The sequence below is a fragment of the Rhodococcus sp. IEGM 1307 genome (assembly GCF_030056915.1).
Classification (GTDB): domain Bacteria; phylum Actinomycetota; class Actinomycetes; order Mycobacteriales; family Mycobacteriaceae; genus Rhodococcus_F; species Rhodococcus_F opacus_D.
The window spans coordinates 272,349-295,770 of record NZ_JASHKW010000004.1 but is presented as its reverse complement, the minus strand read 5'-3'; the positions used below and the strand labels follow the sequence as shown (position 1 = coordinate 295,770).

The following is a 23,422-nucleotide window of genomic DNA, read 5'->3' as shown; positions in this document are numbered from 1 at the left end:
GCGGGGTTCCTGGCAGGAAGTGAAGAACGGGGTGGAGAGGTGCTGAGCTTCTTCGGACGGGCATCCGTGTCCAAGGTGACGGCACCATTGGGGAAGGCTCTGGTCAAGACCGGGCTCACCCCCGATTCCGTCACCGTCATCGGCACCGTGGCGACCGTGGCCGGCGCGGTCACACTGTTTCCCAGCGGACATCTGTTCTGGGGAGCGATGTTCATCTGGCTGTTCGTCATGTTCGACATGCTCGACGGTGCCATGGCCCGCGCCCGCGGCGGCGGAACCCGGTACGGTGCCGTTCTCGACGCCACCTGCGACCGGGTGGCCGACGGTGCGATCTTCGCCGGTCTCGCCTGGTGGGCGGTCTATCACGAGAACAGCAAGCCGCTGCTGATCGCGACTCTGCTGTGCCTCGTCACCTCGCAGGTGATCTCGTACGCCAAGGCGCGCGCCGAGGCCAGTGGACTGTCCGCCGACGGTGGACTCATCGAACGACCCGATCGGCTGGTCATCGTGCTGGTCGGTGCCGGCGTGACCGGGCTCGGAGTTCCATGGGCCATTCACGTCGCGATGTGGTTGCTGTCGGCGGGCAGCGTCATCACCGTGTTCCAGCGGGTACTGGCCGTTCGCCGGTCGCCGGGCGCCCGGGACGTGCTGCCCCTCCCGCCTGCGGACACGACGCCGGAAGACGGACAGGCGAGCGCGCAGTGAGCGGCCTGTCGGAACGCATCAGCGACCTGGGGTACGCGACCGGCTGGCGGCTGGTCCGTGCGCTGCCGGAGAAGGCCGCGGTCGCCCTGTTCGACAGGGGAGCCGATTTCGCCGTCCGGAACGGCGGCCCGGAACAGTTGCGCCGCAATCTCGCCCGTGTGCTCGGTGTACCCGCGGCCGAGGTGCCGGACACCCTGATGCAGGCGTCGATGCGGTCCTACGCGCGCTACTGGCGGGAGGCTTTCCGGCTGCCGTCGATGGACCTCGTGAAGACGGGCGCCGCCCTCGACGAGCTGATCGAAGGCCAGAAGCACCTCGACGCCGCGAAAGAAGCCGGCCGGGGCGCGGTCATGGCACTGCCGCACAGCGGCAACTGGGACATGGCGGGTGTGTGGTGCGCCCAGCACTGGGGCGGGCTGTCCACGGTCGCCGAGCGATTGAAGCCGGAGTCGCTGTACCGGCGGTTCGTCGACTACCGCGAAGGGCTCGGCTTCGAGATCTTCCCGCTCAGCGGAGGAGAGAACCCCCCGTTCGTGGAACTGTCGGCGCGACTGCGCGGCAACGGGATCGTGTGCCTCCTCGGTGAACGCGACCTGGCGAAGAAGGGCGTCCCGGTGACGTTCTTCGGGGAACCGACGCGCATGCCCGCCGGCCCCGCGAAGCTGGCGATCGACACCGGCGCGCCGCTCCTACCGGTGCACTGCTGGTTCACAGACGGCGGGTGGGGTTTCCGCATCGACCCGCCGATCGACACCACCGCGGGGGTTGCCGCGGCGACTCAGGCCCTGGCGGACCGGTTCGAAGCCAACATCGCGGCACATCCCGAGGACTGGCACATGCTTCAGCCGCTGTGGCTCTCCGACCTGTCCCAGTCGAGGCTCTCCCGCATGGAGAACTCGTGAAGATCGGAATGGTCTGCCCGTACTCGTTCGACGTCCCGGGCGGAGTGCAGGCTCACGTCGTCGACCTCGCGGAGGTTCTGATCGAGCGCGGGCACAAGGTGAGCGTCCTCGCGCCGGCGTCCGACGACGTCGACCTGCCCGACTTCGTCGTCTCCGCGGGACGCGCCCTCGCCATTCCCTACAACGGCTCGGTGGCCCGGCTGAGTTTCGGCCCCGCCGCGAGCGCCCGCGTGCGGCGGTGGATCTCGGACAACAACTTCGACGTCCTGCACATCCACGAGCCGAACGCGCCGAGCTTGTCGATGCTCGCCATGCGCGTGGCCGAGGGGCCCATCGTGGCCACCTTCCACACGTCGACCACGAAGTCGTTGGTGCTGAGCACATTTCAGGGTGTACTCCAGCCCTACCTGGAGAAGATCAGCGGCCGCATCGCGGTGTCGGAACTCGCGCGACGCTGGCAGGTGGAATCACTGGGCTCCGATGCGGTCGAGATCCCCAACGGGGTCGACGTCCAGGCGTTCGCGAACGCCGAGCCGCTGCCCGGCTACCCGCGTCCCGGAAGGACCATCCTCTTCCTCGGCCGCTACGACGAGCCCCGCAAGGGCATGGCGGTGCTTCTCAAGGCGCTACCCGCCCTGGTGGAGAAGTATCCCGACCTCGAGGTGCTGGTGGTCGGCCGCGGCGACGAGGACAAACTGCGCCGCGAGGCCGGCCCGGTCTTCGGGCACCTGCGTCTGCTCGGCCAGGTCGACGATGCCGACAAGGCATCGGCACTGCGGAGCGCCGACGTGTACTGCGCACCCAACCTCGGTGGTGAGAGCTTCGGCATCGTGCTGGTGGAGGCGATGGCCGCGGGAGCCGCCGTCGTGGCGAGCGAACTGGACGCGTTCCGCCGGGTCCTGCGGGACGGGCAAGCCGGCGTGCTGGTGCCGGTCGGGGATGCGGCGGCGCTCGCTGCCGGGATCGACTCGGTGCTCGGCGACCCCGAGCGCAGCGCCGCACTCACCGATGTCGGCCGAACGGTGGTCACCGAATACGACTGGCCGGTGGTGGCCGAACAGATCCTGCGGGTCTACGAGACGGTCACCGTCGGCCGCGACGGCGTCCGGGAGGTCGGATCATGACGTTCTCCGCCCTCACGATCCTGGTCCTCGCCCTGGTCGCAGCCGTTGTCCTGGCGATCGGCTTGTGGGCGTACGGAACGGCCAACCGCCTCGACCGCCTGCACGTCCGCTCCGACCTGTCCTGGCAGGCCCTCGACGCGGCCCTCGCCCGCCGGGCGGTGGTCGTGCGGGCGGCGGCCGCGGCGATGGACCCACCCGAAGGCAGGTCGCTGGCCGCGCTGGCGGCCCGGGCCGAACGGTCGGACCGGGCCGACCGGGAGATCGCCGAGAACGCGCTGTCCAGTGCGCTCTCGGCCCTCGACCCGGAGACCCTGCGCCCCCAGTTGGTGGCGGAACTCGCCGATGCCGAGGCGCGGGTGCTGATCGCCCGCCGATTCCACAACGACGCCGTCCGCGACACCCTCGCACTCCGCACCCGGCGTCCGGTCCGATGGCTGCACCTCGGGGGCACGGCCCCGCTGCCGACGTACTTCGAGATCACCGAACGCTCGTCCGCCGCTGCGTTCACCGAGGGTCTGTCCCTCGACTCCGTCCGGACATCCGCCCGGGTGGTGCTGCTCGACGGTGAGGGCCGGGTCCTGCTGCTCCGGGGTCACGACCCCACCGTCCCCGACATCTACTACTGGTTCACGATCGGCGGCGCCGTCGAGAAGGGGGAGAACCTGCGGGCCGCCGCGGTCCGGGAGATCGCCGAGGAGACGGGGCACACCGCGTCGCCCGAATCGCTGCGCGGACCCATGTGGCGGCGGGTTGCCATCTTCTCCTGGAACGGGCAGCTGATCCGCTCCGAGGAACTGTTCTTCGCGCTGCGCACCGACGGATTCGAGCCGCACCACGGGGGCTTCACCGAACTCGAGAACCGCACCATCACCGGTCACCGGTGGTGCACCGCGGACACGGTTCGTGAACTGGCGGCAGCAGGCGAAGCCGTGTACCCGCACGACCTCGCGGATCTCCTCGACGAGGCAGGCGCGGTGGCCTCGGCCCCGGACGAACCCGAGGTGCGCGCGATCACCTGAGCCGCCCCGGGCGTCCGGAGAAAGCCAGCAATCGCGGACTGGCTACGGAAGTGGACCGCCCCTCGTCCTAGAATCGGGTACTGCAGCGTGAACGTCGTCGCTCACGCATGCCGCTATCGAAGTCAATCCACGCCACAACCCAGGAGTTCGCTGTGAGCACCCCCGACACCACCCCCACCACCGGTACGGCACGCGTCAAGCGTGGCATGGCCGAGATGTTGAAGGGCGGGGTCATCATGGACGTCGTCACCCCCGATCAGGCGAAGATCGCCGAGGATGCCGGGGCGGTCGCGGTGATGGCGCTCGAGCGGGTGCCCGCGGACATCCGGGCGCAGGGTGGGGTGTCCCGGATGAGTGATCCGGACATGATCGACGGCATCATCTCCGCGGTGTCGATCCCGGTGATGGCCAAGGCCCGGATCGGGCACTTCGTGGAGGCGCAGATCCTGCAGTCCCTGGGGGTCGACTACGTCGACGAGTCGGAGGTGCTGACCCCGGCCGACTACGCCAATCACATCGACAAGTGGCAGTTCACCGTCCCGTTCGTGTGTGGTGCCACCAATCTGGGTGAGGCGCTGCGGCGGATCACCGAGGGTGCGGCGATGATCCGGTCCAAGGGTGAGGCCGGTACCGGTGACGTGTCGAACGCGACCACGCACATGCGGACGATCGGTGGGGAGATCCGCCGGTTGACCTCGCTGAGTGAGGACGAGCTGTATGTGGCGGCGAAGGAGTTGCAGGCCCCGTACGATCTGGTCGTCGAGGTCGCCAAGGCCGGGAAGTTGCCGGTCACGATGTTCACCGCCGGTGGCATCGCCACCCCGGCGGATGCGGCGATGATGATGCAGCTCGGTGCGGAGGGTGTGTTCGTCGGGTCGGGGATCTTCAAGTCGGGTAACCCGGCGGAGCGGGCCGCGGCGATCGTGAAGGCGACCACGTTCTTCGACGATCCGGACGTGCTGGCGAAGGTCTCCCGTGGGCTGGGTGAGGCGATGGTCGGGATCAACGTCGACGACATCCCCGTCCCGCACCGGCTCGCCGAACGCGGCTGGTGATCTCCGCGATCGATCGGTGATCGATCGCGGCGCTCCCGGCGCCGCGCTGTTATCGTTCGCACCGCACGAGGCCCCGACCCGGGCCTCGTGCGGTGCGGTGCGCCGGTGCCCGGGACCCGTGTGAGAGTGTCAGCGGACGAGCATCGGAAGGGGCGTTGGATGGCGACGATCGAAGAGATCCTGGAAGTGGAACGCCTCGAGGAGAACATCTTCCGAGGCATAGCGACCGAGACCATGCTTCCCCGCACGTTCGGTGGGCAGGTGGCCGGTCAGGCGCTGGTGGCGGCGGTCCGCACCGTCGACCCCCGTTTCATGGTGCATTCGCTGCACGGCTACTTCCTGCGTCCCGGAAACCCCACGATGCCGATCGTGTACCTGGTGGACCGCATCCGGGACGGTCGGTCGTTCGTCACCCGGCGGGTCAGTGCCGTCCAGGACGGTCAGGCGATCTTCACGATGTCGGCGTCGTTCCAGGTCGAGGACGAGGGCATCGAGCACCAGGACGAGATGCCCGTGGTCCCGCCGCCCGATATGCTGCCGTTCGCCAGTGACTCCGACGACCCGGAGATCGCCTGGCTCGCCCAGGAGTGGTCCGACTGGGACATCCGGATGGTCGGCCACGGCGAGGTCGACCGTCGGCGCGGTGCGGCCGCTCAGCAGCAGGCGTGGTTCCGGTCCCGCAAGACGCTGCCCGACGACCCAGTCTTCCACGTCTGCGCACTGGCCTACATGAGCGACATGACGCTGATCGGTTCCGCCATGACCTCACACCCCGGTGTCGAGATCAACGGTGCCTCACTCGATCACGCGCTGTGGTTCCTGCGCCCGTTCCGGGCCGACGAGTGGCTGCTGTACGACCAGACGTCACCGTCCGCCGGATTCGGCCGGGCGCTCGCGCAGGGCCGGATCTTCGACCGGAAGGGCAACCTGGTCGCGGCCGTCGTGCAGGAAGGGCTGACCCGGTTCCTGCGCACGACGTGAGCGGCCTCAGCGGCCCGCCCGGACTGCGGGCCTCGGCGGATGGTCGTACCGCACCATCAGGTCGGGTTCCTCCGTGACGTCGGCAGCACGGCGCAGCAGTGCGGGGACGGTCCATTGTTGATCGGCCGGGGTTCGGCGCATCAGGGCGCCTTCGCCCAGATGGAGTTGCACGGTGACGTCGAAGTCGAGATCCCGGCCCAGCAGCATCGGGCCCGCGACGAGAAGCACCTGACCGTCGGCCGCGGGAACGCGGGCGCAGCGGGCGGAGCGATCCTCGGCCTCGTCCCACAGGCGCGGCAACCACCGGCGGTCGGTGCGGACCGACCGCACCACCTCCCGGTTCAGGGCGTCGTAGTCGAACCAGAGGGTGCGGTAGCTGAGTTCGTCGTCGCGCCCGTGCTCGAACCGCAGGGAGGCGGGCCGGACGTAGTCGTGGAGCGACACGACGTCACACGGGCGGCCCCGCTCCCGCAGCGACGCGCACACCGCGTCCGCGAGGGGCAGGGGGTGCGCGCCGTCGGGAGCGTCGATCGCGACGACGGCGGTGCCGTGAACGGCGAGGCAGCGTTCGGAGACGAGGGCGACGAGACCGTCAGGGCTCGTCGGTGTGAACATCGTCATGGCACCCATGGTGCCTCGAGCCCGAACCGGGCGGATAACCTTGACCAGGCACAGAAGGAGGGCTCATGGCGAGCATCGAGGACGTTCTCGAACTCGAAGCGCTGGAGAAGGACATCTTCCGCGGCGCGGTTCATCCGTCTGTTCTGAAGAGGACGTTCGGCGGGCAGGTCGCGGGTCAGTCACTGGTGTCCGCGGTCCGTACCGTCGACGAGGCGTTCAAGGTCCACTCCCTGCACGGGTACTTCCTGCGCCCCGGAAATCCGGCGAAACCCACCGTCTACCTGGTCGACCGGATCCGGGACGGCAGATCCTTCTGCACGAGGCGCGTCACCGGAATCCAGGACGGCAAGGCGATCTTCACCATGTCGGCGTCGTTCCACACCGAGGACGAGGGCATCGAGCATCAGGACACGATGCCGTCCGTCCCCGCGCCCGAGGAACTGGTCGACGCACAGACCCTCGAGGAGTTCGCCGCCACCGATCTCTACCGGGAGTGGAAGGAATGGGACGTCCGTATCGTTCCGGCCGGCTCCACCGGGAAGACTCCCGGAATCGCCGCGCAGCAACGGGTGTGGATGCGGTACCGCAGCAAGCTGCCGGACGATCAGGTCTTCCACATCTGCACCCTCGCCTACCTCAGTGACATGACGCTCCTCGGTGCGTCGAAGGTCCCGCACCCCGGAGTGGTCACGCAGACGGCGTCGCTCGATCACGCCATGTGGTTCATGCGCCCGTTCCGCGCCGACGAGTGGCTGCTCTACGACCAGACCTCACCCTCCGCCGGCTTCGGCCGCGCCCTCACCCAGGGCCGCATGTTCGACCGGAACGGCACCATGGTCGCCGCCGTCGTCCAGGAGGGGTTGACCCGTATCCAGCGCGATCAGGACAAGCGCGACATCGAGACAGGAAACATGGCATGACCCGTCCCCTCGTCGGAGTACTCGCCCTGCAGGGCGACGTCCGTGAACACCTCGCCGCACTGAACGATTCGGGTGCGGACGCCGTCGGCATCCGCCGCCCGGAGGAGCTCGAGAAGATCGACGGCCTCGTCATCCCGGGCGGCGAGTCGACGACGATGAGCAAGCTGCTGCAGATCTTCGAACTGCTCGAACCCCTGAAGGCGCGCCTGCGCGACGGGTTGCCCGCCTACGGGTCCTGCGCCGGGATGATCCTCCTCGCGAGCGAGATCCTCGACACGAGACCTGACGCGCAGCACCTCGGTGCGATCGACATGACGGTGCGCCGCAACGCCTTCGGTCGTCAGGTCGACTCCTTCGAGTCCGACCTCGAATTCGAGGGCATCGTCGGCGACCCGATGCGGGCCGTGTTCATCCGGGCTCCGTGGGTGGAGCGCGTCGGCGACGACGTCCAGGTCCTTGCCCGCGTGCCCGAGTCGGGTGGCGCGGCCGCCGGACGGATCGTGGCCGTCCGGCAGGGTTCCGTGGTGGCCACGTCGTTCCACCCGGAAGTGACGGGCGACCGGCGGGTGCACGAGTTGTTCGTCGACATCGTCCGCGGGGTCTAACTCGCCGGGCGGGGCGCGACGAGTGTGTTGAGGAGCGCCGCACCCTGCGCGGCGCCGTCCACGGTTACCGCGAACGGGCGGCCGCCGGTGCGGGTCACCACGATGCCCTCGCCGGCGCGGATCACGACCGCGGTCCCGCGCGGCGTGAAGCGGTAGCCCCAGCCGCCCCATTCCGCGGGGCGGATCTCGGTGACCCGGGCCTCGTCGATCGAGTCGAGCGGGATCTTCCGCCAGCGCACGTTCCACGACGAGAGGGTCAGTCCCGTGCGGTCGATCTGCACGGTCACCGAGGCGAAGCCGCCGCCGGCGATCGTCAGGCCGAGGAACAGGACGGCGAGCCAGAGCGCTCCCACCAGCGCGGAGACGACGGCGGCCACGGCCATGGCGAGAGCGAGCACGCCCGCCCACCGTCCGCGGGCATATCCGGTCCAGGCTGCCCGCTCGCCGGGCGTCAGGGGGACGGGCAGCGTCGGCGCTGCACCGTTCTCTGCGGAGTGCGACGTCCGGGGGAGCAGGGCGAACGTGGCGATCGCCCACACGATTCCCAAGAGGGGAACGACGATCCACCAGCCCAGCGTCGCCGCTTCGGGCGAGCCCGCCTCGATCGTGGCGGCGACGCTGACGATCCAGGCCGTGGCCACCGTCCACCCGACGAGAACGGTGGCGGGAAGCCAGAGCGCGGCGTCGGTGCGGACCCGCGCCGCCACGACGCCCGCGATCACGGCGGCGGCCGCGCAGACGGCCAGAGCGATCCAGAAGTAGGTGGTCGTGTCGCTGAATCGGTCGGGTTCGGTGCCGGACCAGTGGCTGGCCACCACCGGCGGCAGTTGCCCGCTCCAGGCGAGTCTCGCGATCACGACGGCGAGGAGGGGCACAGCGGAGGTCGCGGCGAGGAGGCGCGTTCGGGAGGTCGTCATTGTCTGGTGGTCTCCTTGATCACGTCGAGCATCTGTTCGGTGTCGAGTCCGAGGCGTCGTGCCTCGGACACGAAAGCCTTTGCGGCTTCGGTCAATCCGGTGTGTACCGGGTCCGTGTCGGCGCGGACGACCGCGCCCCGGCCCCGGCGGAGGTCGATCAGGCCCTCGTCGCGCAGCGCGGCGTACGCGCGCAGCACGGTGTGGAGGTTGACGTCGATGGATTCGGCCAGCGCCCGGGCGGAGGGGAGCCGATCGCCCGCGCCGATCTCGCCGCGCAGGAACGCGCCGCGCACGTTGGCCGCGATCTGTTCCCCCAGTGGGGTGGTGGAGCTGTGGTCGACCCGCATCAACATGTTTGCATTCTATGCAAACAATGGCGACTTATGCGAGTTGTTACCCCGGGAACGCGCAGGGGCGGCCGGGCTGCGGGTAACATCGTCAAAGCTGAAACCGCGCATTCGGCGTGCCAAAGGCAGCAGGAAAGGGGCTTGAATCGCATGAGCGGCCACTCCAAATGGGCCACCACCAAGCACAAGAAGGCTGTGATCGATGCCAAGCGTGGCAAAGCCTTCGCGAAGCTGATCAAGAACATCGAGGTGGCGGCCCGTACCGGCGGTGGCGATCCTGCGGGAAACCCCACCCTGTACGACGCCATCCAGAAGGCCAAGAAGACGTCGGTCCCCAACGACAACATCGAGCGCGCCCGCAAGCGCGGCGCCGGTGAAGAAGCGGGTGGCGCCGACTGGCAGACCATCATGTACGAGGGTTACGGACCCAACGGTGTCGCCGTCCTCATCGAGTGCCTAACCGACAACCGCAACCGTGCGGCCGGCGAGGTGCGCACCGCGATGACCCGCAACGGCGGCAACATGGCCGACCCGGGTTCCGTGTCCTACCTGTTCACGCGCAAGGGTGTCGTCACCCTCGAGAAGGGTGACCAGAGCGAGGACGACGTGCTGATGGCGGTCCTCGATGCGGGTGCCGAAGAGGTCACCGACCTCGGCGACACCTTCGAGATCGTGAGCGAGCCCACCGACCTCGTCGCCGTCCGCAGCGCACTGCAGGAGGCGGGAATCGACTACGACTCCGCCGAGGCCGACTTCCGTGCGTCCGTCGAGGTTCCGGTCGACGCCGACGGAGCCCGCAAGGTGTTCAAGCTCGTCGACGCGCTCGAGGAGTCCGACGACGTGCAGAACGTCTACACCAACGTCGACCTGTCCGACGAGGTACTGGCGGAGCTCGACGACTGATCGCACGACGCACGGCACGGGGCGGGGGAGCGGTGCTCGCCCGCCCCGGCTCGTCCTGCGTGTTGATGCGCCGACTCGTCCGACCCCACGGCTAAGCTATCGAACAGCTGTTCGGCGTGGGAGAGGTGGCTTTGCGTGCGTGTGCTGGGTGTGGATCCCGGTCTGACCCGGTGCGGATTCGGCGTGGTGGACGGCGGTAGCGGCCGCACCGTCACCCCGATCGCCGTCGACGTGGTCCGGACCCCGGCAGACCTCGAGTTGTCGTCCAGGCTGCTGCGGATCTCCGAAGCGGCCGAATCGTGGATCGATCTGCACAGGCCCGAGGTCGTGGCGATCGAGCGGGTATTCTCCCAGCACAACGTGCGCACCGCGATGGGCACCGCGCAGGCGGGTGGCGTCGTCGCCCTCGCCGCCGCGCGCCGCGGCATCCCCGTGTGTTTCCATACCCCCAGTGAGGTCAAGGCCGCCGTCACCGGGAGTGGCTCGGCAGACAAAGCTCAGGTGACGGCAATGGTGACGCGCATCCTCAAACTTGCGGCCGCACCCAAACCGGCCGACGCGGCGGACGCGCTGGCACTGGCGATCTGCCATTGCTGGCGGGCGCCGATGATCGAACGCATGGCCCGCGCCGAAGCCGCGGCCGCCGAACAGAAACGTCGCTACCAGGCCCGACTGGCCGAAGTGAAGAAGGCAGGTACACGATGATCGCGTCCGTCCGCGGCGAGGTGCTCGAGATCGCCCTCGACCATGCGGTGATCGAATCCGCCGGAGTGGGCTACCGCGTGAACGCGACGCCGGCCACCCTCGGCGGACTGCAACGGGGATCCGAGGCCCGGCTGGTCACGGCGATGATCGTCCGCGAGGACTCGATGACGCTGTACGGGTTCCCCGACTCGGAGTCCAAGGAGTTGTTCGGGCTGCTCCAGACGGTGTCGGGAGTCGGTCCCCGGCTGGCGATGGCCACCCTCGCCGTCCTCGAACCCGACGCGCTGCGGGCGGCCCTGGCCGAGGGCAACGTCACGGCACTCACGCGGGTGCCGGGCATCGGCAAACGCGGGGCGGAGCGGATGGTCGTCGAACTGCGCGACAAGGTCGACGCCGTCGCGTCCACGTCCGGGGCGGTGCCGATCGGTGCGGGCGGCGGCGGATCGGTCCGCGACCAGATCGTCGAAGCCCTCGTCGGCCTCGGATTCCCGGCCAAGCAGGCCGAGCAGGCCACCGACTCCGTCCTCGCCGAGGCACCCGAGTCGACCACCTCGACGGCGCTGCGCTCCGCCCTCTCCCTGCTCGGGAAGACCAGATGAATCCCGAACTCGGGGGCGACTACGACGAGGAGTCCCCGGTCTCGGCCGATCTCGTCGCCGGCGACGGCGACATCGAGGCCAGCCTGCGCCCGAAGAACCTTCACGACTTCATCGGGCAACCGCGGGTCCGGGAGCAGTTGCAGCTCGTCCTGACCGGCGCGAAGATGCGCGGCGGCACCCCCGACCACATCCTCCTCTCGGGCCCGCCCGGGCTGGGGAAGACCAGCATGGCGATGATCATCGCCGGCGAACTGGGCTCCTCGCTGAGGCTGACGTCGGGTCCGGCGCTGGAACGGGCCGGCGACCTGGCCGCCATGCTGAGCAACCTCGTCGAGGGCGACGTGCTGTTCATCGACGAGATCCACCGCATCGCCCGGCCGGCCGAAGAGATGCTCTATCTCGCGATGGAGGACTTCCGGGTCGACGTCGTGGTCGGCAAGGGTCCCGGCGCCACGTCCATTCCCCTGGAGGTCGCACCGTTCACCCTGGTAGGGGCCACCACTCGCTCGGGGGCGCTCACCGGGCCGCTGCGCGACCGGTTCGGGTTCACCGCCCACATGGACTTCTACGAACCCGCGGAACTGCAGCAGATCCTCATGCGGTCGGCGGGCATTCTCGGCGTGCAACTCGGCGAGGAGGCCGGCGCCGAGATCGCGAGCAGGTCCCGGGGCACGCCCCGCATCGCGAACCGCCTCCTGCGCCGTGTCCGCGATTACGCCGAGGTCCGGGCTGACGGCGTCGTCACCCGCGACATCGCCCACGCCGCTCTCGCCGTCTACGACGTCGACCAGCTGGGACTTGACCGCCTCGACCGGTCCGTCCTCAGCGCCCTCGTGCGCAGCTTCGGCGGCGGCCCGGTCGGAGTGTCCACCCTGGCCGTCGCGGTGGGTGAGGAACCCGCCACCGTCGAGGAGGTGTGTGAGCCCTTCCTCGTCCGTGCCGGAATGATCGCCCGGACACCCCGCGGCCGTGTCGCCACGGCCGCCGCGTGGACGCAACTGGGCCTGACCCCGCCGCCGGACGCTGTGACCGGCGGAATCGAGGTCCGTGTCAACGAACCGCAGGCCTCCCTGTTCGATCCGCAAGACCCCTGATCGACCCCCGGCGAAACGCCCGCCTCGTGCCGAGCGAACCGGTGTCCGGGCCGGTGATGGCACACTGGTGTATTGCATCGGTCCAACCGGGACCAGTGCTTCGGACCGTGCGACATACCTCGAGGTTGACTTTCAGATGGATTTTCTCTTCCCGCTCCTGATTCTGGCGCTGCTCGTCCCCATGTTCCTGGGGATCCGCCGACAGAAGAAGGAGGCGGCCAAGGTGACCGCTCTGCAGGACTCGATCTCGGTCGGCGACCGCGTCCTCACGACTGCCGGTCTGCACGGCACCGTCGTCGCACTCGGCGACGAGACGATCGACCTCGAGATCGCTCCCGGCGTGGTCACCACGTGGTCGCGTCTCGTCGTCCGCGAGCAGATCGTCGACGCCCCGCTGCAGGGTGACGGTTCCCTCGACCACGAGTCGATCGACGCCGAGGCCCCCGCCACCGACATCGTGCGCGAGGATCGTGAGAACGGCGGCGACAGCACGCCGCGGCTGAACAAGGATTGATCGACGCTTCCGCGGCGTATTTCCGCAGCCGTCGCGTCGCAGGCGCCCCGGGCGCGGCAACCGGGGCACAGCCCTGCGTCTGCCGGCCCGGTGCGCTGTGAACGTTCCCACCCGAACTGCACGTACTGAGGAGACATAGAGATCGTGGCACCTTCCACAGGATCGGTGCATCCCGTCCGCTACCTCACCGTTTTCGCGGTGCTCGTGGCGGTTCTGTATGCCCTGGTGTTCTTCACCGGCGACAAGTCCGCGACACCCAAGCTGGGCATCGACCTGCAAGGTGGGACCCGAGTCACCCTCACCGCACGCACCCCGGACGGCAGCAAGCCGACGCCGGACAGCCTGCGGCAGGCCCAGGAGATCATCGAGACCCGTGTGAACGGACTCGGCGTGTCCGGCTCCGAGGTGGTCATCGACGGCGACAACCTCGTCATCACCGTCCCCGGCGACGACAGCGCACAGGCGCGTTCGCTCGGCCAGACGGCGCGCTTGTACGTTCGTCCCGTCCAGACGTCCCAGGCCGCGGCCCCTGCCGGCACGCAGGCACCTGCCGCCGGTGAGACGCCGTCCCAGACTCCCGCCGGAACCGAGACTCCCGCACCCCAGAACCGGCCGTTCCCGGCTCAGGATCCGTCCACCTCTCCCGAGCCGACTCCGGCGCCGGCCGACGGGTCCGGCACCGAGACCGCCGAGGCGGCCGACGAGATCGCAGCAGCGCGAGCCACCCGTCAGAGCACCGACCCGGCCGTGCAGCAGCAGGCCATGGCGACACTCGACTGCAGCGTGCCCGACCCGCTGCGCGGCAACGACGACCCGGCCCTGCCTCTCGTCGCGTGCTCCACCGACGGTCAGGCCGTGTACCTGCTCGAACCGGCGATCATCGACGGACAGGAGATCGCCGACGCGACGTCCGGCTACAACTCCCAGCAGTCGCGGCACGAGGTGAGCCTGACGTTCAAGTCCGAGGGCAGCAACACCTGGGCCACGTTCACGTCGCAGAACATCGGCAAGCAGGCCGCGTTCACGCTCGACTCCAAGGTGGTGAGCGCACCGGTCGTCCAGGGCGCGACACCCGCAGGCAGTTCGACGTCGATCACCGGCTCGTTCACCGCGGAAAGCGCGAAGGAACTCGCGAACACCCTGAAGTACGGCTCGCTGCCGCTGTCGTTCGCGGCGTCGGAGGCGGAGACCGTGTCGGCGACGCTGGGTCTCGCCTCGCTGGAGGCCGGTCTCATCGCCGGACTGGTGGGTCTGGTCCTGGTGCTGCTCTACTGCCTGCTCTACTACCGCATGCTCGGCGTGCTGACGGCGCTGTCGCTGGTGCTGTCCGGTGTGATGGTCTACGCGATCATGGTGCTGCTCGGCCGGTACATCAATTTCACCCTCGACCTCGCGGGCATCGCCGGTCTGATCATCGGTATCGGTATGACCGCCGACTCGTTCGTGGTGTTCTTCGAGAGAATCAAGGACGAGATGCGGGAGGGACGCAGTTTCCGGTCCGCGGTTCCGCGCGGCTGGGCCCGTGCGCGCCGGACCATCCTGTCCGGTAACGCGGTCAGCTTCATCGCCGCCGCGGTGCTGTACATCCTCGCGGTCGGGCAGGTGCGCGGCTTCGCGTTCACCCTCGGCCTGACCACCATCCTCGATGTCGTCGTGGTGTTCCTGGTGACGTGGCCGCTGGTCCACCTGGCCTCGAAGTCGCCGTTCTGGTCGAAGCCCGGCGTCAACGGGCTGGGTGCCGTGCAGCAGATCGCCAAGGAACGCAAGGCTGCCGCAGCGTCGGCGAAGGAGTCACGAGTATGAGCGAATCGACCACGTCCCAGTCTGCGTCGCAGACGGACCCCGAGTCTTCGCTGTCCGATTCGGGCGTCAACCAGTCGTCGATGCCCCAGCACAGCCTGCTGTCGCGGCTGTACACCGGAACCGGCGCCTTCGAGGTCGTCGGGCGTCGCCGCTTCTACTACATCCTGACCGGCACGATCGTGCTGATCTCGTTGCTGAGCATCCTCGTCCGCGGGTTCACGCTCGGTATCGACTTCGAGGGTGGCTCGCGGATCCAGTTCCCCGCCGGCGACGGGGTGGAGACCGCACAGGTGGAGGAGGTCTACTCCGAGGCGCTCGGCATGGACCCCGTCTCGGTGCAGACGGTGGGCTCGGGGTCGAGCGAGACCGTGCAGATCCGCTCCGAGGCACTCGACGCGGCGCAGGTGGTGACGCTTCAGGACGCGTTGTACGACGAGTTCCAGCCGAAGGACAGTGACGGCAACGTCAGCAAGAACGTGATCAGCGTCGCCGACGTCAGCGAGACGTGGGGCGGGCAGATCACCCAGAAGGCGCTGATCGCGCTACTTGTGTTCCTGGTGATCGTGAGCGTGTACATCGCCGTCCGGTTCGAGCGGGACATGGCCATCGCCGCGATCGTCGCGCTGTTCTTCGACATCGCGGTCACCGCCGGCGTGTATTCGCTGGTCGGCTTCGAGGTGACCCCGGCGACCGTCATCGGCCTGCTGACGATTCTCGGTTTCTCGCTCTACGACTCGGTGGTGGTGTTCGACAAGGTCGAGGAGAACACGCGCGGGATTCTGCACCTGACCCGTCGCACCTACGCCGAGCAGGCGAACCTGGCGATCAACCAGACGCTGATGCGGTCCATCAACACCACCCTGATCAGCGTGTTGCCGGTGCTCGCGCTGATGGTGGTCGCGGTCTGGATGCTCGGTGTCGGAACGCTGAAGGACCTGGCGCTGGTGCAGCTCGTGGGCATCATCGTCGGCGCCTACTCGTCGATCTTCTTCGCGACGCCCCTGCTGGTCACGCTGAAGGAGCGGTGGGGTCCGGTCGCCGCGCACACGCGCAAGGTCCTCGCTCGCCGCGCGACCCTGGCACAGGGCAGTGCGCAGAAGGCCGGTACCCCGGCCGCCGAGGTCGCCGCGTCCACGGCGGACACCGCCGTCCCGCGCCGCCGGTCGGCGGCGACCGCACCCACACCGGGCTCACGTCCCACCGGGAAGCGCAACAAGAAGAGGCACTGACATGCCCGCATCGCACAGCACCCGGCGCGGTGCGCAGACCCGACACGGCCGTACGGCGGCCGTGTCGGGTGCCGGCCTCCTCGCGACCGTGCTCCTCGCCGGCTCGCTCGCCGGATGTTCCGAGGAAGGTGAGCAGATCCCGTCGATCGGGTACGCCATCGACAACACCGTCACCACCTACAACGCCAACAGCGTCGCGGGTGCGGTGTCGGGGGCGCGTCAGGCGTTCGCCCGGGTGCTGCCCGGGTTCAACTACACCGGACCGGAAGGCGGACCGGTGGCCGACACGGACATCGGCACCGCCAACGCGATGCCCGGGGACGCCCTGACGATCCAGTACAAGCTCAATCCCAACTCCGTCTACTCCGACGGTGTGCCGATGTCCTGCGACGATCTGGTGCTGACGTGGGCGGCGAACAGTGGCCGTTTCCCGATGTTCGATGCGGCGAGTACGGCCGGCTACTCGGACATCGACCGGATCGACTGCCAGATCGGCGCGAAGGATGCCGTCGTCACGTTCAAGGCGGGACGCAATGTCACCGACTGGAAGTCGCTGTTCGGCGCGACGTCGATGATGCCGGCACACGTGGTCGCCGGCGCTGCCGGCGTGCCCGACGTCGTGGCCGCCGTGCAGAATTCGGACGCGGATGCATTGACGCGCGTCGCGGACTTCTGGAACAACGGATGGACGATGGCACCCGGCGACCTCGACCTCGCCAAGTTCCCCGCGTCCGGCCCCTACAAGGTCGAATCGTTCTCCGAGGACGAGGGCCTCGTGCTGGTGGCCAACGACCGGTGGTGGGGGAATCGTCCCGCCACCTCGCGGATCGTGGTGTGGCCCAAGTCTTCCGACGTGAGCGCGCGGATCGGTGACGGTTCGGTCGAGGTGGTCGACGTCGCCGCGGGATCGGCGCCCGATCTGGACCTCGGCGGGTTCGACGTGACGGAGGTGCCGTCGCGCAGCGTCGAGCAGTTCGTCCTGTCCACCTCGGGCCTGTTCGAGAACGCAGCCGGACGGCGGGCGTTCGCAGCGTGCCTGCCCCGGGAGGAGCTGGCGTCGAAGTTCGGGATCGCCGCGGAGTCGGACGAGGCAGGTGCGGCGTCCGGTGGTCCGGTCGACACCCGGGTCACCGCCCCTGACAGCCTCGTTCACCAGTCGGTGGCCGGTGCCGTCGGCGGCCGGTACGAGACGGCGGACACCGCAGCGGCGGCGGACGCACTGGCCGACACCGGCAACACGTCCGCGACGGTTCGCGTCGGATATCTGGGACCGAACCCGCGCCGCGCCGAGATCGTGGCGGCCGTGGCGGCGGCGTGTGCCCCGGCCGGTATCACCGTGCAGGACGTCGCGTCGCCCGAGTTCACCCCGACCATGCTGCGCGACGGGCAGGTGGACGTGGTCCTCGCGGGCACGGCCTCCGCTCCCGGCGCCGCGGGCACCGCGGCGGCCACGACCGCGATGTACGCCCTCCGCAGCGGAATCCGATCGAACTTCGGGGACTACAGCAACGGCCGCGTCGACCAGATCGTCGACCAACTCGCGGTCGACAGCTCCACCGCCACCCAGCTGTCGCTGTCGACCGAGGCCGAGAACATCCTGTGGTCGGACGTGCCCACGGTGCCGCTGTTCGATCAGCCGCGGACCGTCGCGTTCGCAACAGGTTTGCAGGCGGGAGCAGTCAATCCGACGCGATCGGGCGCCGGCTGGAACATGGACAGGTGGGTTCTGCGCAGGTGATCGACCATTCTCCGGCCCGTGACGCCGTCACCCGGCTCACCCGATGGGCCGACGACTTTCCGCAACCCGGGGTGCGGTTCGCCGACCTGACGCCGGTCTTCTCCGACGCGGACGGTTTCCGTGTCGTCGTCGACGCGCTCGCCGCCTGCGCCCCGGAGGCGGATGTGATTGCCGCCGTCGACGCACGAGGGTTCCTCCTCGGTGGCGGCGTCGCCCGGGAACTGGGCTCCGGTGTGGTGGCCGTGCGGAAGTCGGGCAAATTGCCGCCGCCGGTGCTGTCGCAGTCGTACACCCTCGAGTACGGAACGGCCACGCTGGAGATTCCGGCCGGCTCGATCGGTCTGGACGGGCGCTCCGTGCTCGTCGTCGACGACGTCCTGGCCACCGGTGGAACCCTCGACGCCACGGCGCGACTGGTGGAATCCGCAGGTGCCCGGGTGATCGGTGTCGCCGTGGTCCTGGAGATCGCCGCGCTGGGCGGCCGAGAGCGGCTCGGAAAGTACCCGCTCACGTCCCTCGTCACGGTCTGAGTACTAAAGTTGTGCCTGGTGGTCGTCACGGCCACCGGGGCGCATGCCCGAGACCAACCAGGGCCGCACGGCCCGAGCCATTTCAGTGGTAGGAGGTGACGGCATGACTTCGAATCTTGATCGGTCGCAGAACACGGGATCAACCTCGTCTGCGCAATCCGATGCCGAGTCACCTGCAGCGAACCCGGCTTCCGGTAACAACCGTGGAGCACAGGGATTCGCCGTTCCGGCGTCCGCATCGCGCCGGGTACGAGCGCGACTCGCCCGGCGCATCACGGGTCAGCGGAACACGACCATCCGGCCGGTTCTCGAACCCCTCGTCAGCCTGCATCGCGAGCTGTATCCCAAGGCGGACCTGGCGCTTCTGCAGCGCGCCTACGACGTCGCGGAGGAGCGGCACGCCAGCCAGCGCCGCAAGTCGGGCGACCCGTACATCACGCATCCGCTCGCCGTCGCCAGCATCCTCGCGGAACTGGGAATGGACACGACCACGCTCGTGGCGGCCCTGCTCCACGACACCGTCGAAGACACCGGGTACTCCCTCGAGCAGTTGACCGACGAGTTCGGCGAAGAGGTAGCCCACCTCGTCGACGGCGTCACCAAACTCGACAAGGTGGTCCTCGGCAACGCCGCCGAGGGCGAGACCATCCGCAAGATGATCATCGCGATGGCCCGCGACCCCCGCGTACTGGTGATCAAGGTGGCCGACCGGCTCCACAACATGCGGACCATGCGGTTCCTGCCGCCCGAGAAGCAGGCCCGCAAGGCCCGCGAAACCCTCGAGGTGATCGCGCCCCTGGCCCACCGGCTGGGCATGGCGACCGTGAAGTGGGAACTCGAGGACCTGTCCTTCGCGATCCTGCATCCCAAGAAGTACGACGAGATCGTGCGGCTCGTTGCCGACCGGGCGCCGTCCCGCGACACCTACCTCGCGAAGGTGCGTGCCGAGATCAACGCGACCCTGACGGCGTCCCGCATCAACGCCGTCGTCGAGGGCAGACCCAAGCACTACTGGTCGATCTACCAGAAGATGATCGTCAAGGGCCGCGACTTCGACGACATCCACGACCTGGTCGGCGTGCGGATTTTGTGCGACGAGGTCCGGGACTGTTACGCGGCCGTCGGCGTCGTCCACTCGCTGTGGCAGCCGATGGCGGGCCGGTTCAAGGACTACATCGCGCAGCCGCGTTACGGCGTGTACCAGTCGCTGCACACCACCGTGGTCGGACCGGAGGGCAAACCCCTCGAGGTGCAGATCCGCACCCACGACATGCACCGGACCGCCGAGTTCGGTATCGCCGCGCACTGGCGGTACAAGGAGACCAAGGGCAGGCACTCCGGTGACGTCGCCGAGGTCGACGACATGGCGTGGATGCGTCAGCTCCTCGACTGGCAGCGTGAGGCCGCCGACCCGGGGGAGTTCCTCGAGTCGCTCCGCTACGACCTCGCGGTCAAGGAGATCTTCGTCTTCACCCCCAAGGGCGACGTGGTGACGCTGCCCGCCGGGTCGACACCCGTCGACTTCGCGTACGCCGTGCACACGGAGGTCGGGCACCGATGTATCGGCGCCCGGGTCAACGGCAGGCTGGTGGCGCTCGAACGCAAGCTCGAGAACGGCGAGGTGGTGGAGGTCTTCACCTCCAAGGCCGTCAACGCCGGCCCGAGCCGCGACTGGCAGACGTTCGTCGTCTCCCCGCGCGCCAAGACGAAGATCCGGCAATGGTTCGCCAAGGAACGCCGTGAAGAGGCGCTCGAGACGGGCAAGGACGCCATCGCGAAGGAGGTGCGCCGGGTCGGCCTGCCGCTGCAGCGCCTGATGAACGCCGAATCGATGGCGTCCATCGCGCACGAACTGCACTACACCGACGTGTCGATGCTGTACACGGCCGTCGGCGAGAGCCACGTGTCGGCGCAGCACGTCGTCCAGCGTCTGGTGGCACATCTGGGCGGCGTCGGCGACGTCGAGGAGGAGCTGGCCGAGCGGTCGACTCCGTCCACGATGCCGATGCGGCCGAGGAGCACCGGCGACGCAGGTGTGCTCGTTCCCGGCGCGGAGGGCACGGTCGCCAAGCTGGCCAAATGCTGCACACCCGTTCCCGGCGACGAGATCATGGGCTTCGTGACCCGGGGCGGCGCGGTCAGCGTGCACCGCACCGACTGCACCAACGCGGGCTCCCTGCAGGAGCAGTCCGAGCGCATCATCGAGGTCAAGTGGGCGCCGTCGCCGTCGTCGGTGTTCCTGGTGGCCATCCAGATCGAGGCGCTCGATCGGCACCGGCTGCTGTCGGACGTGACGAAGGCGCTCGCGGACGAGAAGGTCAACATCCTGTCGGCGTCCGTGACGACGTCCGGTGACCGGGTGGCGATCAGCAAGTTCACGTTCGAGATGGGCGACCCGAAGCACCTCGGGCACGTGCTGAACGTGGTCCGCAACGTCGAGGGTGTGTACGACGTGTACCGGGTGACGTCCGCCGCGTAGCACCGACGAACGGGACGGTCGTTCGATCTGTTCGAACGACCGTCCCGTTCGTATAGCCGGGTGAGTGAGGTCAGCCGACCTTCGCGGTCTCGATCTGCACCGGGGTGTTGGGCTTGCCGCCGCCCGCGGACATGGATCCGTCGTCGCCGTCCGCCGCGATCTTCTCGACGGTCGCGAGGCCTTCCTCGGAGATCGTCCCGAACACGGTGTAGTTGGGCGGGAGCACCGAGTCGGCGTACACGAGGAAGAACTGGCTGCCGTTACTGCCGGGTGTCCCGCTGTTCGCCATCGCGACCGTGCCGCGGGGGTAGACCACCGGATTCGCGAGTGCCGGATCGTTCGGCGCGAACGCGGTCTCCGGGTACTCGGTGGTGAAGCCGTAGCCCGGTCCGCCGGTGCCCTTCCCGCTGGGATCGCCGCACTGCAGGACCTGCAGACCCAGCTCCGTCGTCAGCCGGTGGCAGGGTGTGTCGTCGAAGTAGCCCTGCTGGGCCAGGCTCGTGAAGCTGTTGACCGTGCACGGGGCCTCGGCGCGGTCGAGGACCAGGCCGATCGGTCCGGCGCTCGTCTGGAGGTCGACCGGGACGGTGCCCTCGGTGGAGACCCCGGACGTGGGCGGTGGGGTGACGTCCTTGGCAGCGGGCTGCCCTGCCGGATAGGTGCAGTCCACGGTCGCCGCGGCCGGTGCGGGGACCGGCGGCAGCGTGCCGAATTTGGACAGATCGAGCGACTGTTCCGCCGCGCTCGTGGGGGCCGCCTTCGACGAGGTGCCGGTCGACGAGCCGCCGGAGTCGGACGAATCCGAACAGCCGGCGAGGAGGACCGCGAGGCTCACGCCTGCGACGAGGATCGAGGTGCGTTTCATCGGTCCATCCTCACACGAGACCTCAGTCCATCCGGACGGATGTGATGTCGATGGGCAGGTTGGGCTTGCCGCCGCCCGCCTGCATCGATCCGTCGTCGCCGGCCGCCGCCACCTTCTCGATGGTCGCCAGGCCCGTCTCGTCGACCTTCCCGAACGCGGTGTACTGCGGGGGCAGCTGCGAATCGGCGTAGACGAGGAAGAACTGGCTGCCGTTGCTGTCGGGCTGGCCGCTGTTGGCCATCGCGATGGTGCCGCGCGGGTATGTCACCGGCACCTGCAGCGACGGATCCGACGCCTCGTACTGGTCGGTGGGGAATTCGTTCGCGAATCCGTAACCGGGGCCGCCGGTGCCAGCGCCCGTGGGATCACCGCACTGCAGGACCTTCAACCCCTCGGACGTGACCAGCCGGTGGCATGGGGTGTTGTCGAAGTAGTTCTGGCTCGCCAGGCTCAGGAAGTTGTTGACGGTGCACGGGGAGTCGGCGTTGTCCAGGATCAGGCCGATGTTGCCCTGCGTCGTCTGCATGCTGACGCTGACTTCCTGGAGCGTGGTGTCGATGTCGTCGGTGCGCGGCGGGTTCACCTGCTTCGCCGGCGGCTGAGTGCTGGGGGTGTACGTGCAGGACACCTTCTCGGGCAGCGGTTCGGACCGGCCCGCCGGCATCACACCGGGCGACTGCGGCGACGCCGACACCGACTCGGCCGCCGACGCTTCCGTCGCGTCGTCGTCGCCGCTGGTGAGGGCGAAGACGACGGCGCCCGCCGCCACCACGAGCACGACACCGAGCACCGAACCGGCGATCGTCAGCTGCTTACGCTTGCGTGCTCTGTCGGCGCGGCGTTCGAGCTGACGCTCGAGCTTTCGTTTGGCTGCTTCCCGGCGCTGCTCGTTGCTCGGCACTGCGGTGGTCCTCCCGTATCGGTCTGTCTGGCAGTCGGTCGATATAGCAGTTGGTCGGTGCGAACTACCCCCGGCACACGACCTCCAGAGTCTGCCATCCGAACCTGAGAACATCCTGGCGGGGCGGCGGCTTAGGCTGTAGCGACTGCAATGTCCACTCGAACAGGAGCCTCACAGGTGCTCGTCACAGGATTCCCGGCCGGGATGTTTCAGACCAACTGCTACATCCTCGCGCAGGATGATGCCCAGGAATGCGTCGTCGTCGACCCAGGACAGGACGCCGCCGAACCGCTGTTCGAGTTCCTGGACCAGTCGAATCTCACGCCGACCGCGGTGCTCCTGACCCACGGTCACCTCGACCACGTCTGGAACGCCTACGACGTCTGCGAGAAGTTCGGGATCCCCGCGTACATCCATCCCGAGGACCGGTACATGCTGTCGGATCCCGGCCGCGGCATCGGCCCGACGATGAAGCCGTTCATCGAGGGCATGACGTTCGTCGAGCCCGGCGAGGTGATCGCGCTGGCCGACGGCGACGTGATCGAGCAGGCCGGGATGTCGTTCGCCGTCGACCACACCCCGGGCCACACACAGGGGTCCGTGGTCTTCCGGACCCGGGTCGCCACCGAGAACGGTCCCGTCGAGATCGCCCTCACCGGTGACACCCTGTTCCAGGGGTCGATCGGCCGCAGCGACCTGCCCGGCGGCAACCACGAACAGCTGTTGCAGTCCATCGCCGACAAGCTTCTGATCCTCGCCGACGACACGGCGGTCCTCCCCGGGCACGGCGGGTCGAGCACCGTCGGCGCCGAACGTGGGTCGAACCCGTTCCTCGTTGGACTCTCGGGATCGAAATAAGGAAAAGT

Annotated in this window: 24 protein-coding genes; 19 read left to right on the top strand and 5 right to left on the bottom strand. The window is 68.7% G+C overall.

Annotation, left to right across the window (positions count from 1 at the left end; all coding sequences use genetic code 11):
• Positions 1-39: 39 nt before the first annotated feature.
• The 6 genes from pgsA to QM841_RS10030 all read left to right on the top strand — a co-directional run bounded on the left by pgsA (position 40) and on the right by QM841_RS10030 (position 5,786).
• The gene (gene pgsA / locus QM841_RS10055; protein WP_283331879.1) at positions 40-705 is read left to right on the top strand and encodes a phosphatidylinositol phosphate synthase; all 666 of its coding nucleotides are present in this window, start codon (positions 40-42) and stop codon (positions 703-705) included.
• Positions 702-1,607 carry a phosphatidylinositol mannoside acyltransferase gene (locus tag QM841_RS10050; protein WP_283331878.1) on the top strand — a complete coding sequence of 302 codons (906 nt, stop codon included), beginning with the start codon at positions 702-704 and terminating at the stop codon, positions 1,605-1,607. The genes pgsA and QM841_RS10050 overlap by 4 nt, the downstream gene beginning before the upstream one ends.
• Positions 1,604-2,731 (top strand): glycosyltransferase family 4 protein, encoded by a 1,128-nt coding sequence (locus QM841_RS10045; RefSeq protein ID WP_283331877.1) that lies wholly within the window; start codon positions 1,604-1,606, stop codon positions 2,729-2,731. The genes QM841_RS10050 and QM841_RS10045 overlap by 4 nt, the downstream gene beginning before the upstream one ends.
• Positions 2,728-3,750 (top strand): NUDIX hydrolase, encoded by a 1,023-nt coding sequence (locus tag QM841_RS10040; protein WP_283331876.1) that lies wholly within the window; start codon positions 2,728-2,730, stop codon positions 3,748-3,750. Before QM841_RS10045 ends, QM841_RS10040 begins: the two co-directional genes overlap by 4 nt.
• Before the next feature lie 152 nt (positions 3,751-3,902).
• Positions 3,903-4,805 carry a pyridoxal 5'-phosphate synthase lyase subunit PdxS gene (pdxS, locus tag QM841_RS10035; RefSeq protein WP_011598631.1) on the top strand — a complete coding sequence of 301 codons (903 nt, stop codon included), beginning with the start codon at positions 3,903-3,905 and terminating at the stop codon, positions 4,803-4,805.
• Positions 4,806-4,964: 159 nt separating this feature from the next.
• Positions 4,965-5,786, top strand: a complete 822-nt coding sequence (locus QM841_RS10030; RefSeq protein WP_283331875.1) for an acyl-CoA thioesterase — start codon at positions 4,965-4,967, stop codon at positions 5,784-5,786.
• 6 nt (positions 5,787-5,792) lie between these two features.
• Here the strand turns inward: QM841_RS10030 and QM841_RS10025 are convergent, their stop codons facing one another.
• Entirely contained in the window at positions 5,793-6,416 is a 624-nt protein-coding gene (locus QM841_RS10025) for a nucleoside/nucleotide kinase family protein (RefSeq protein ID WP_283331874.1), read from the bottom strand.
• 56 nt (positions 6,417-6,472) lie between these two features.
• Between QM841_RS10025 and QM841_RS10020 the strand changes: the two genes are divergently transcribed.
• Complete coding sequence (locus QM841_RS10020) at positions 6,473-7,327, top strand: acyl-CoA thioesterase (protein WP_009480130.1); 855 nt, start codon at positions 6,473-6,475, stop codon at positions 7,325-7,327.
• On the top strand, positions 7,324-7,932 hold the full coding sequence (gene pdxT, locus QM841_RS10015; RefSeq protein ID WP_087555886.1) for a pyridoxal 5'-phosphate synthase glutaminase subunit PdxT: 609 nt from the start codon (positions 7,324-7,326) through the stop codon (positions 7,930-7,932). The genes QM841_RS10020 and pdxT overlap by 4 nt, the downstream gene beginning before the upstream one ends.
• On the opposite strand, the gene QM841_RS10010 is transcribed toward pdxT, so the two are convergent.
• Together QM841_RS10010 and QM841_RS10005 are read right to left on the bottom strand one after the other, a co-directional pair.
• Positions 7,929-8,849: a hypothetical protein gene (locus QM841_RS10010; RefSeq protein WP_283331873.1), complete on the bottom strand. Its 921-nt coding sequence runs from the start codon at positions 8,847-8,849 to the stop codon at positions 7,929-7,931. The two genes, pdxT and QM841_RS10010, sit on opposite strands and share 4 nt — an antisense overlap.
• A complete protein-coding gene (locus QM841_RS10005) occupies positions 8,846-9,202 on the bottom strand; it encodes a GntR family transcriptional regulator (RefSeq protein ID WP_280783827.1) in 357 nt (118 codons plus the stop codon). Before QM841_RS10005 ends, QM841_RS10010 begins: the two co-directional genes overlap by 4 nt.
• Positions 9,203-9,346: 144 nt before the next feature.
• On the opposite strand from QM841_RS10005, the gene QM841_RS10000 reads away from it, so the two are divergent.
• The 10 genes from QM841_RS10000 to QM841_RS09955 all read left to right on the top strand — a co-directional run bounded on the left by QM841_RS10000 (position 9,347) and on the right by QM841_RS09955 (position 20,790).
• Complete coding sequence (locus QM841_RS10000) at positions 9,347-10,099, top strand: YebC/PmpR family DNA-binding transcriptional regulator (protein ID WP_011598635.1); 753 nt, start codon at positions 9,347-9,349, stop codon at positions 10,097-10,099.
• A gap of 135 nt (positions 10,100-10,234) precedes the next feature.
• Positions 10,235-10,804 carry a crossover junction endodeoxyribonuclease RuvC gene (gene ruvC, locus QM841_RS09995; protein WP_037239920.1) on the top strand — a complete coding sequence of 190 codons (570 nt, stop codon included), beginning with the start codon at positions 10,235-10,237 and terminating at the stop codon, positions 10,802-10,804.
• A complete protein-coding gene (ruvA, locus tag QM841_RS09990) occupies positions 10,801-11,403 on the top strand; it encodes a Holliday junction branch migration protein RuvA (RefSeq protein WP_280783826.1) in 603 nt (200 codons plus the stop codon). The genes ruvC and ruvA overlap by 4 nt, the downstream gene beginning before the upstream one ends.
• Positions 11,400-12,497, top strand: coding sequence for a Holliday junction branch migration DNA helicase RuvB (ruvB, locus tag QM841_RS09985; protein WP_283331872.1), 1,098 nt, complete (start codon positions 11,400-11,402; stop codon positions 12,495-12,497). Before ruvA ends, ruvB begins: the two co-directional genes overlap by 4 nt.
• A gap of 136 nt (positions 12,498-12,633) precedes the next feature.
• Positions 12,634-13,011, top strand: a complete 378-nt coding sequence (yajC, locus tag QM841_RS09980; RefSeq protein ID WP_061045219.1) for a preprotein translocase subunit YajC — start codon at positions 12,634-12,636, stop codon at positions 13,009-13,011.
• A gap of 144 nt (positions 13,012-13,155) precedes the next feature.
• The gene (gene secD, locus QM841_RS09975; RefSeq protein WP_280783824.1) at positions 13,156-14,814 is read left to right on the top strand and encodes a protein translocase subunit SecD; all 1,659 of its coding nucleotides are present in this window, start codon (positions 13,156-13,158) and stop codon (positions 14,812-14,814) included.
• A complete protein-coding gene (gene secF / locus QM841_RS09970) occupies positions 14,811-16,043 on the top strand; it encodes a protein translocase subunit SecF (RefSeq protein ID WP_283331871.1) in 1,233 nt (410 codons plus the stop codon). The genes secD and secF overlap by 4 nt, the downstream gene beginning before the upstream one ends.
• A gap of 1 nt (position 16,044) precedes the next feature.
• Positions 16,045-17,781 carry an ABC transporter substrate-binding protein gene (locus QM841_RS09965; protein ID WP_283331870.1) on the top strand — a complete coding sequence of 579 codons (1,737 nt, stop codon included), beginning with the start codon at positions 16,045-16,047 and terminating at the stop codon, positions 17,779-17,781.
• Positions 17,778-18,311, top strand: a complete 534-nt coding sequence (locus QM841_RS09960; RefSeq protein ID WP_105419926.1) for an adenine phosphoribosyltransferase — start codon at positions 17,778-17,780, stop codon at positions 18,309-18,311. Before QM841_RS09965 ends, QM841_RS09960 begins: the two co-directional genes overlap by 4 nt.
• Positions 18,312-18,414: 103 nt before the next feature.
• The gene (locus QM841_RS09955; protein WP_280783821.1) at positions 18,415-20,790 is read left to right on the top strand and encodes a RelA/SpoT family protein; all 2,376 of its coding nucleotides are present in this window, start codon (positions 18,415-18,417) and stop codon (positions 20,788-20,790) included.
• Positions 20,791-20,860: 70 nt separating this feature from the next.
• Here the strand turns inward: QM841_RS09955 and QM841_RS09950 are convergent, their stop codons facing one another.
• Positions 20,861-21,655, bottom strand: a complete 795-nt coding sequence (locus QM841_RS09950; protein ID WP_247253442.1) for a peptidylprolyl isomerase — start codon at positions 21,653-21,655, stop codon at positions 20,861-20,863.
• 22 nt (positions 21,656-21,677) lie between these two features.
• Positions 21,678-22,556 (bottom strand): peptidylprolyl isomerase, encoded by an 879-nt coding sequence (locus tag QM841_RS09945; RefSeq protein WP_283331869.1) that lies wholly within the window; start codon positions 22,554-22,556, stop codon positions 21,678-21,680.
• Positions 22,557-22,733: 177 nt separating this feature from the next.
• On the opposite strand from QM841_RS09945, the gene QM841_RS09940 reads away from it, so the two are divergent.
• Positions 22,734-23,414, top strand: a complete 681-nt coding sequence (locus QM841_RS09940) for an MBL fold metallo-hydrolase (RefSeq protein WP_005566972.1) — start codon at positions 22,734-22,736, stop codon at positions 23,412-23,414.
• The last annotated feature ends 8 nt before the right edge of the window (positions 23,415-23,422 follow it).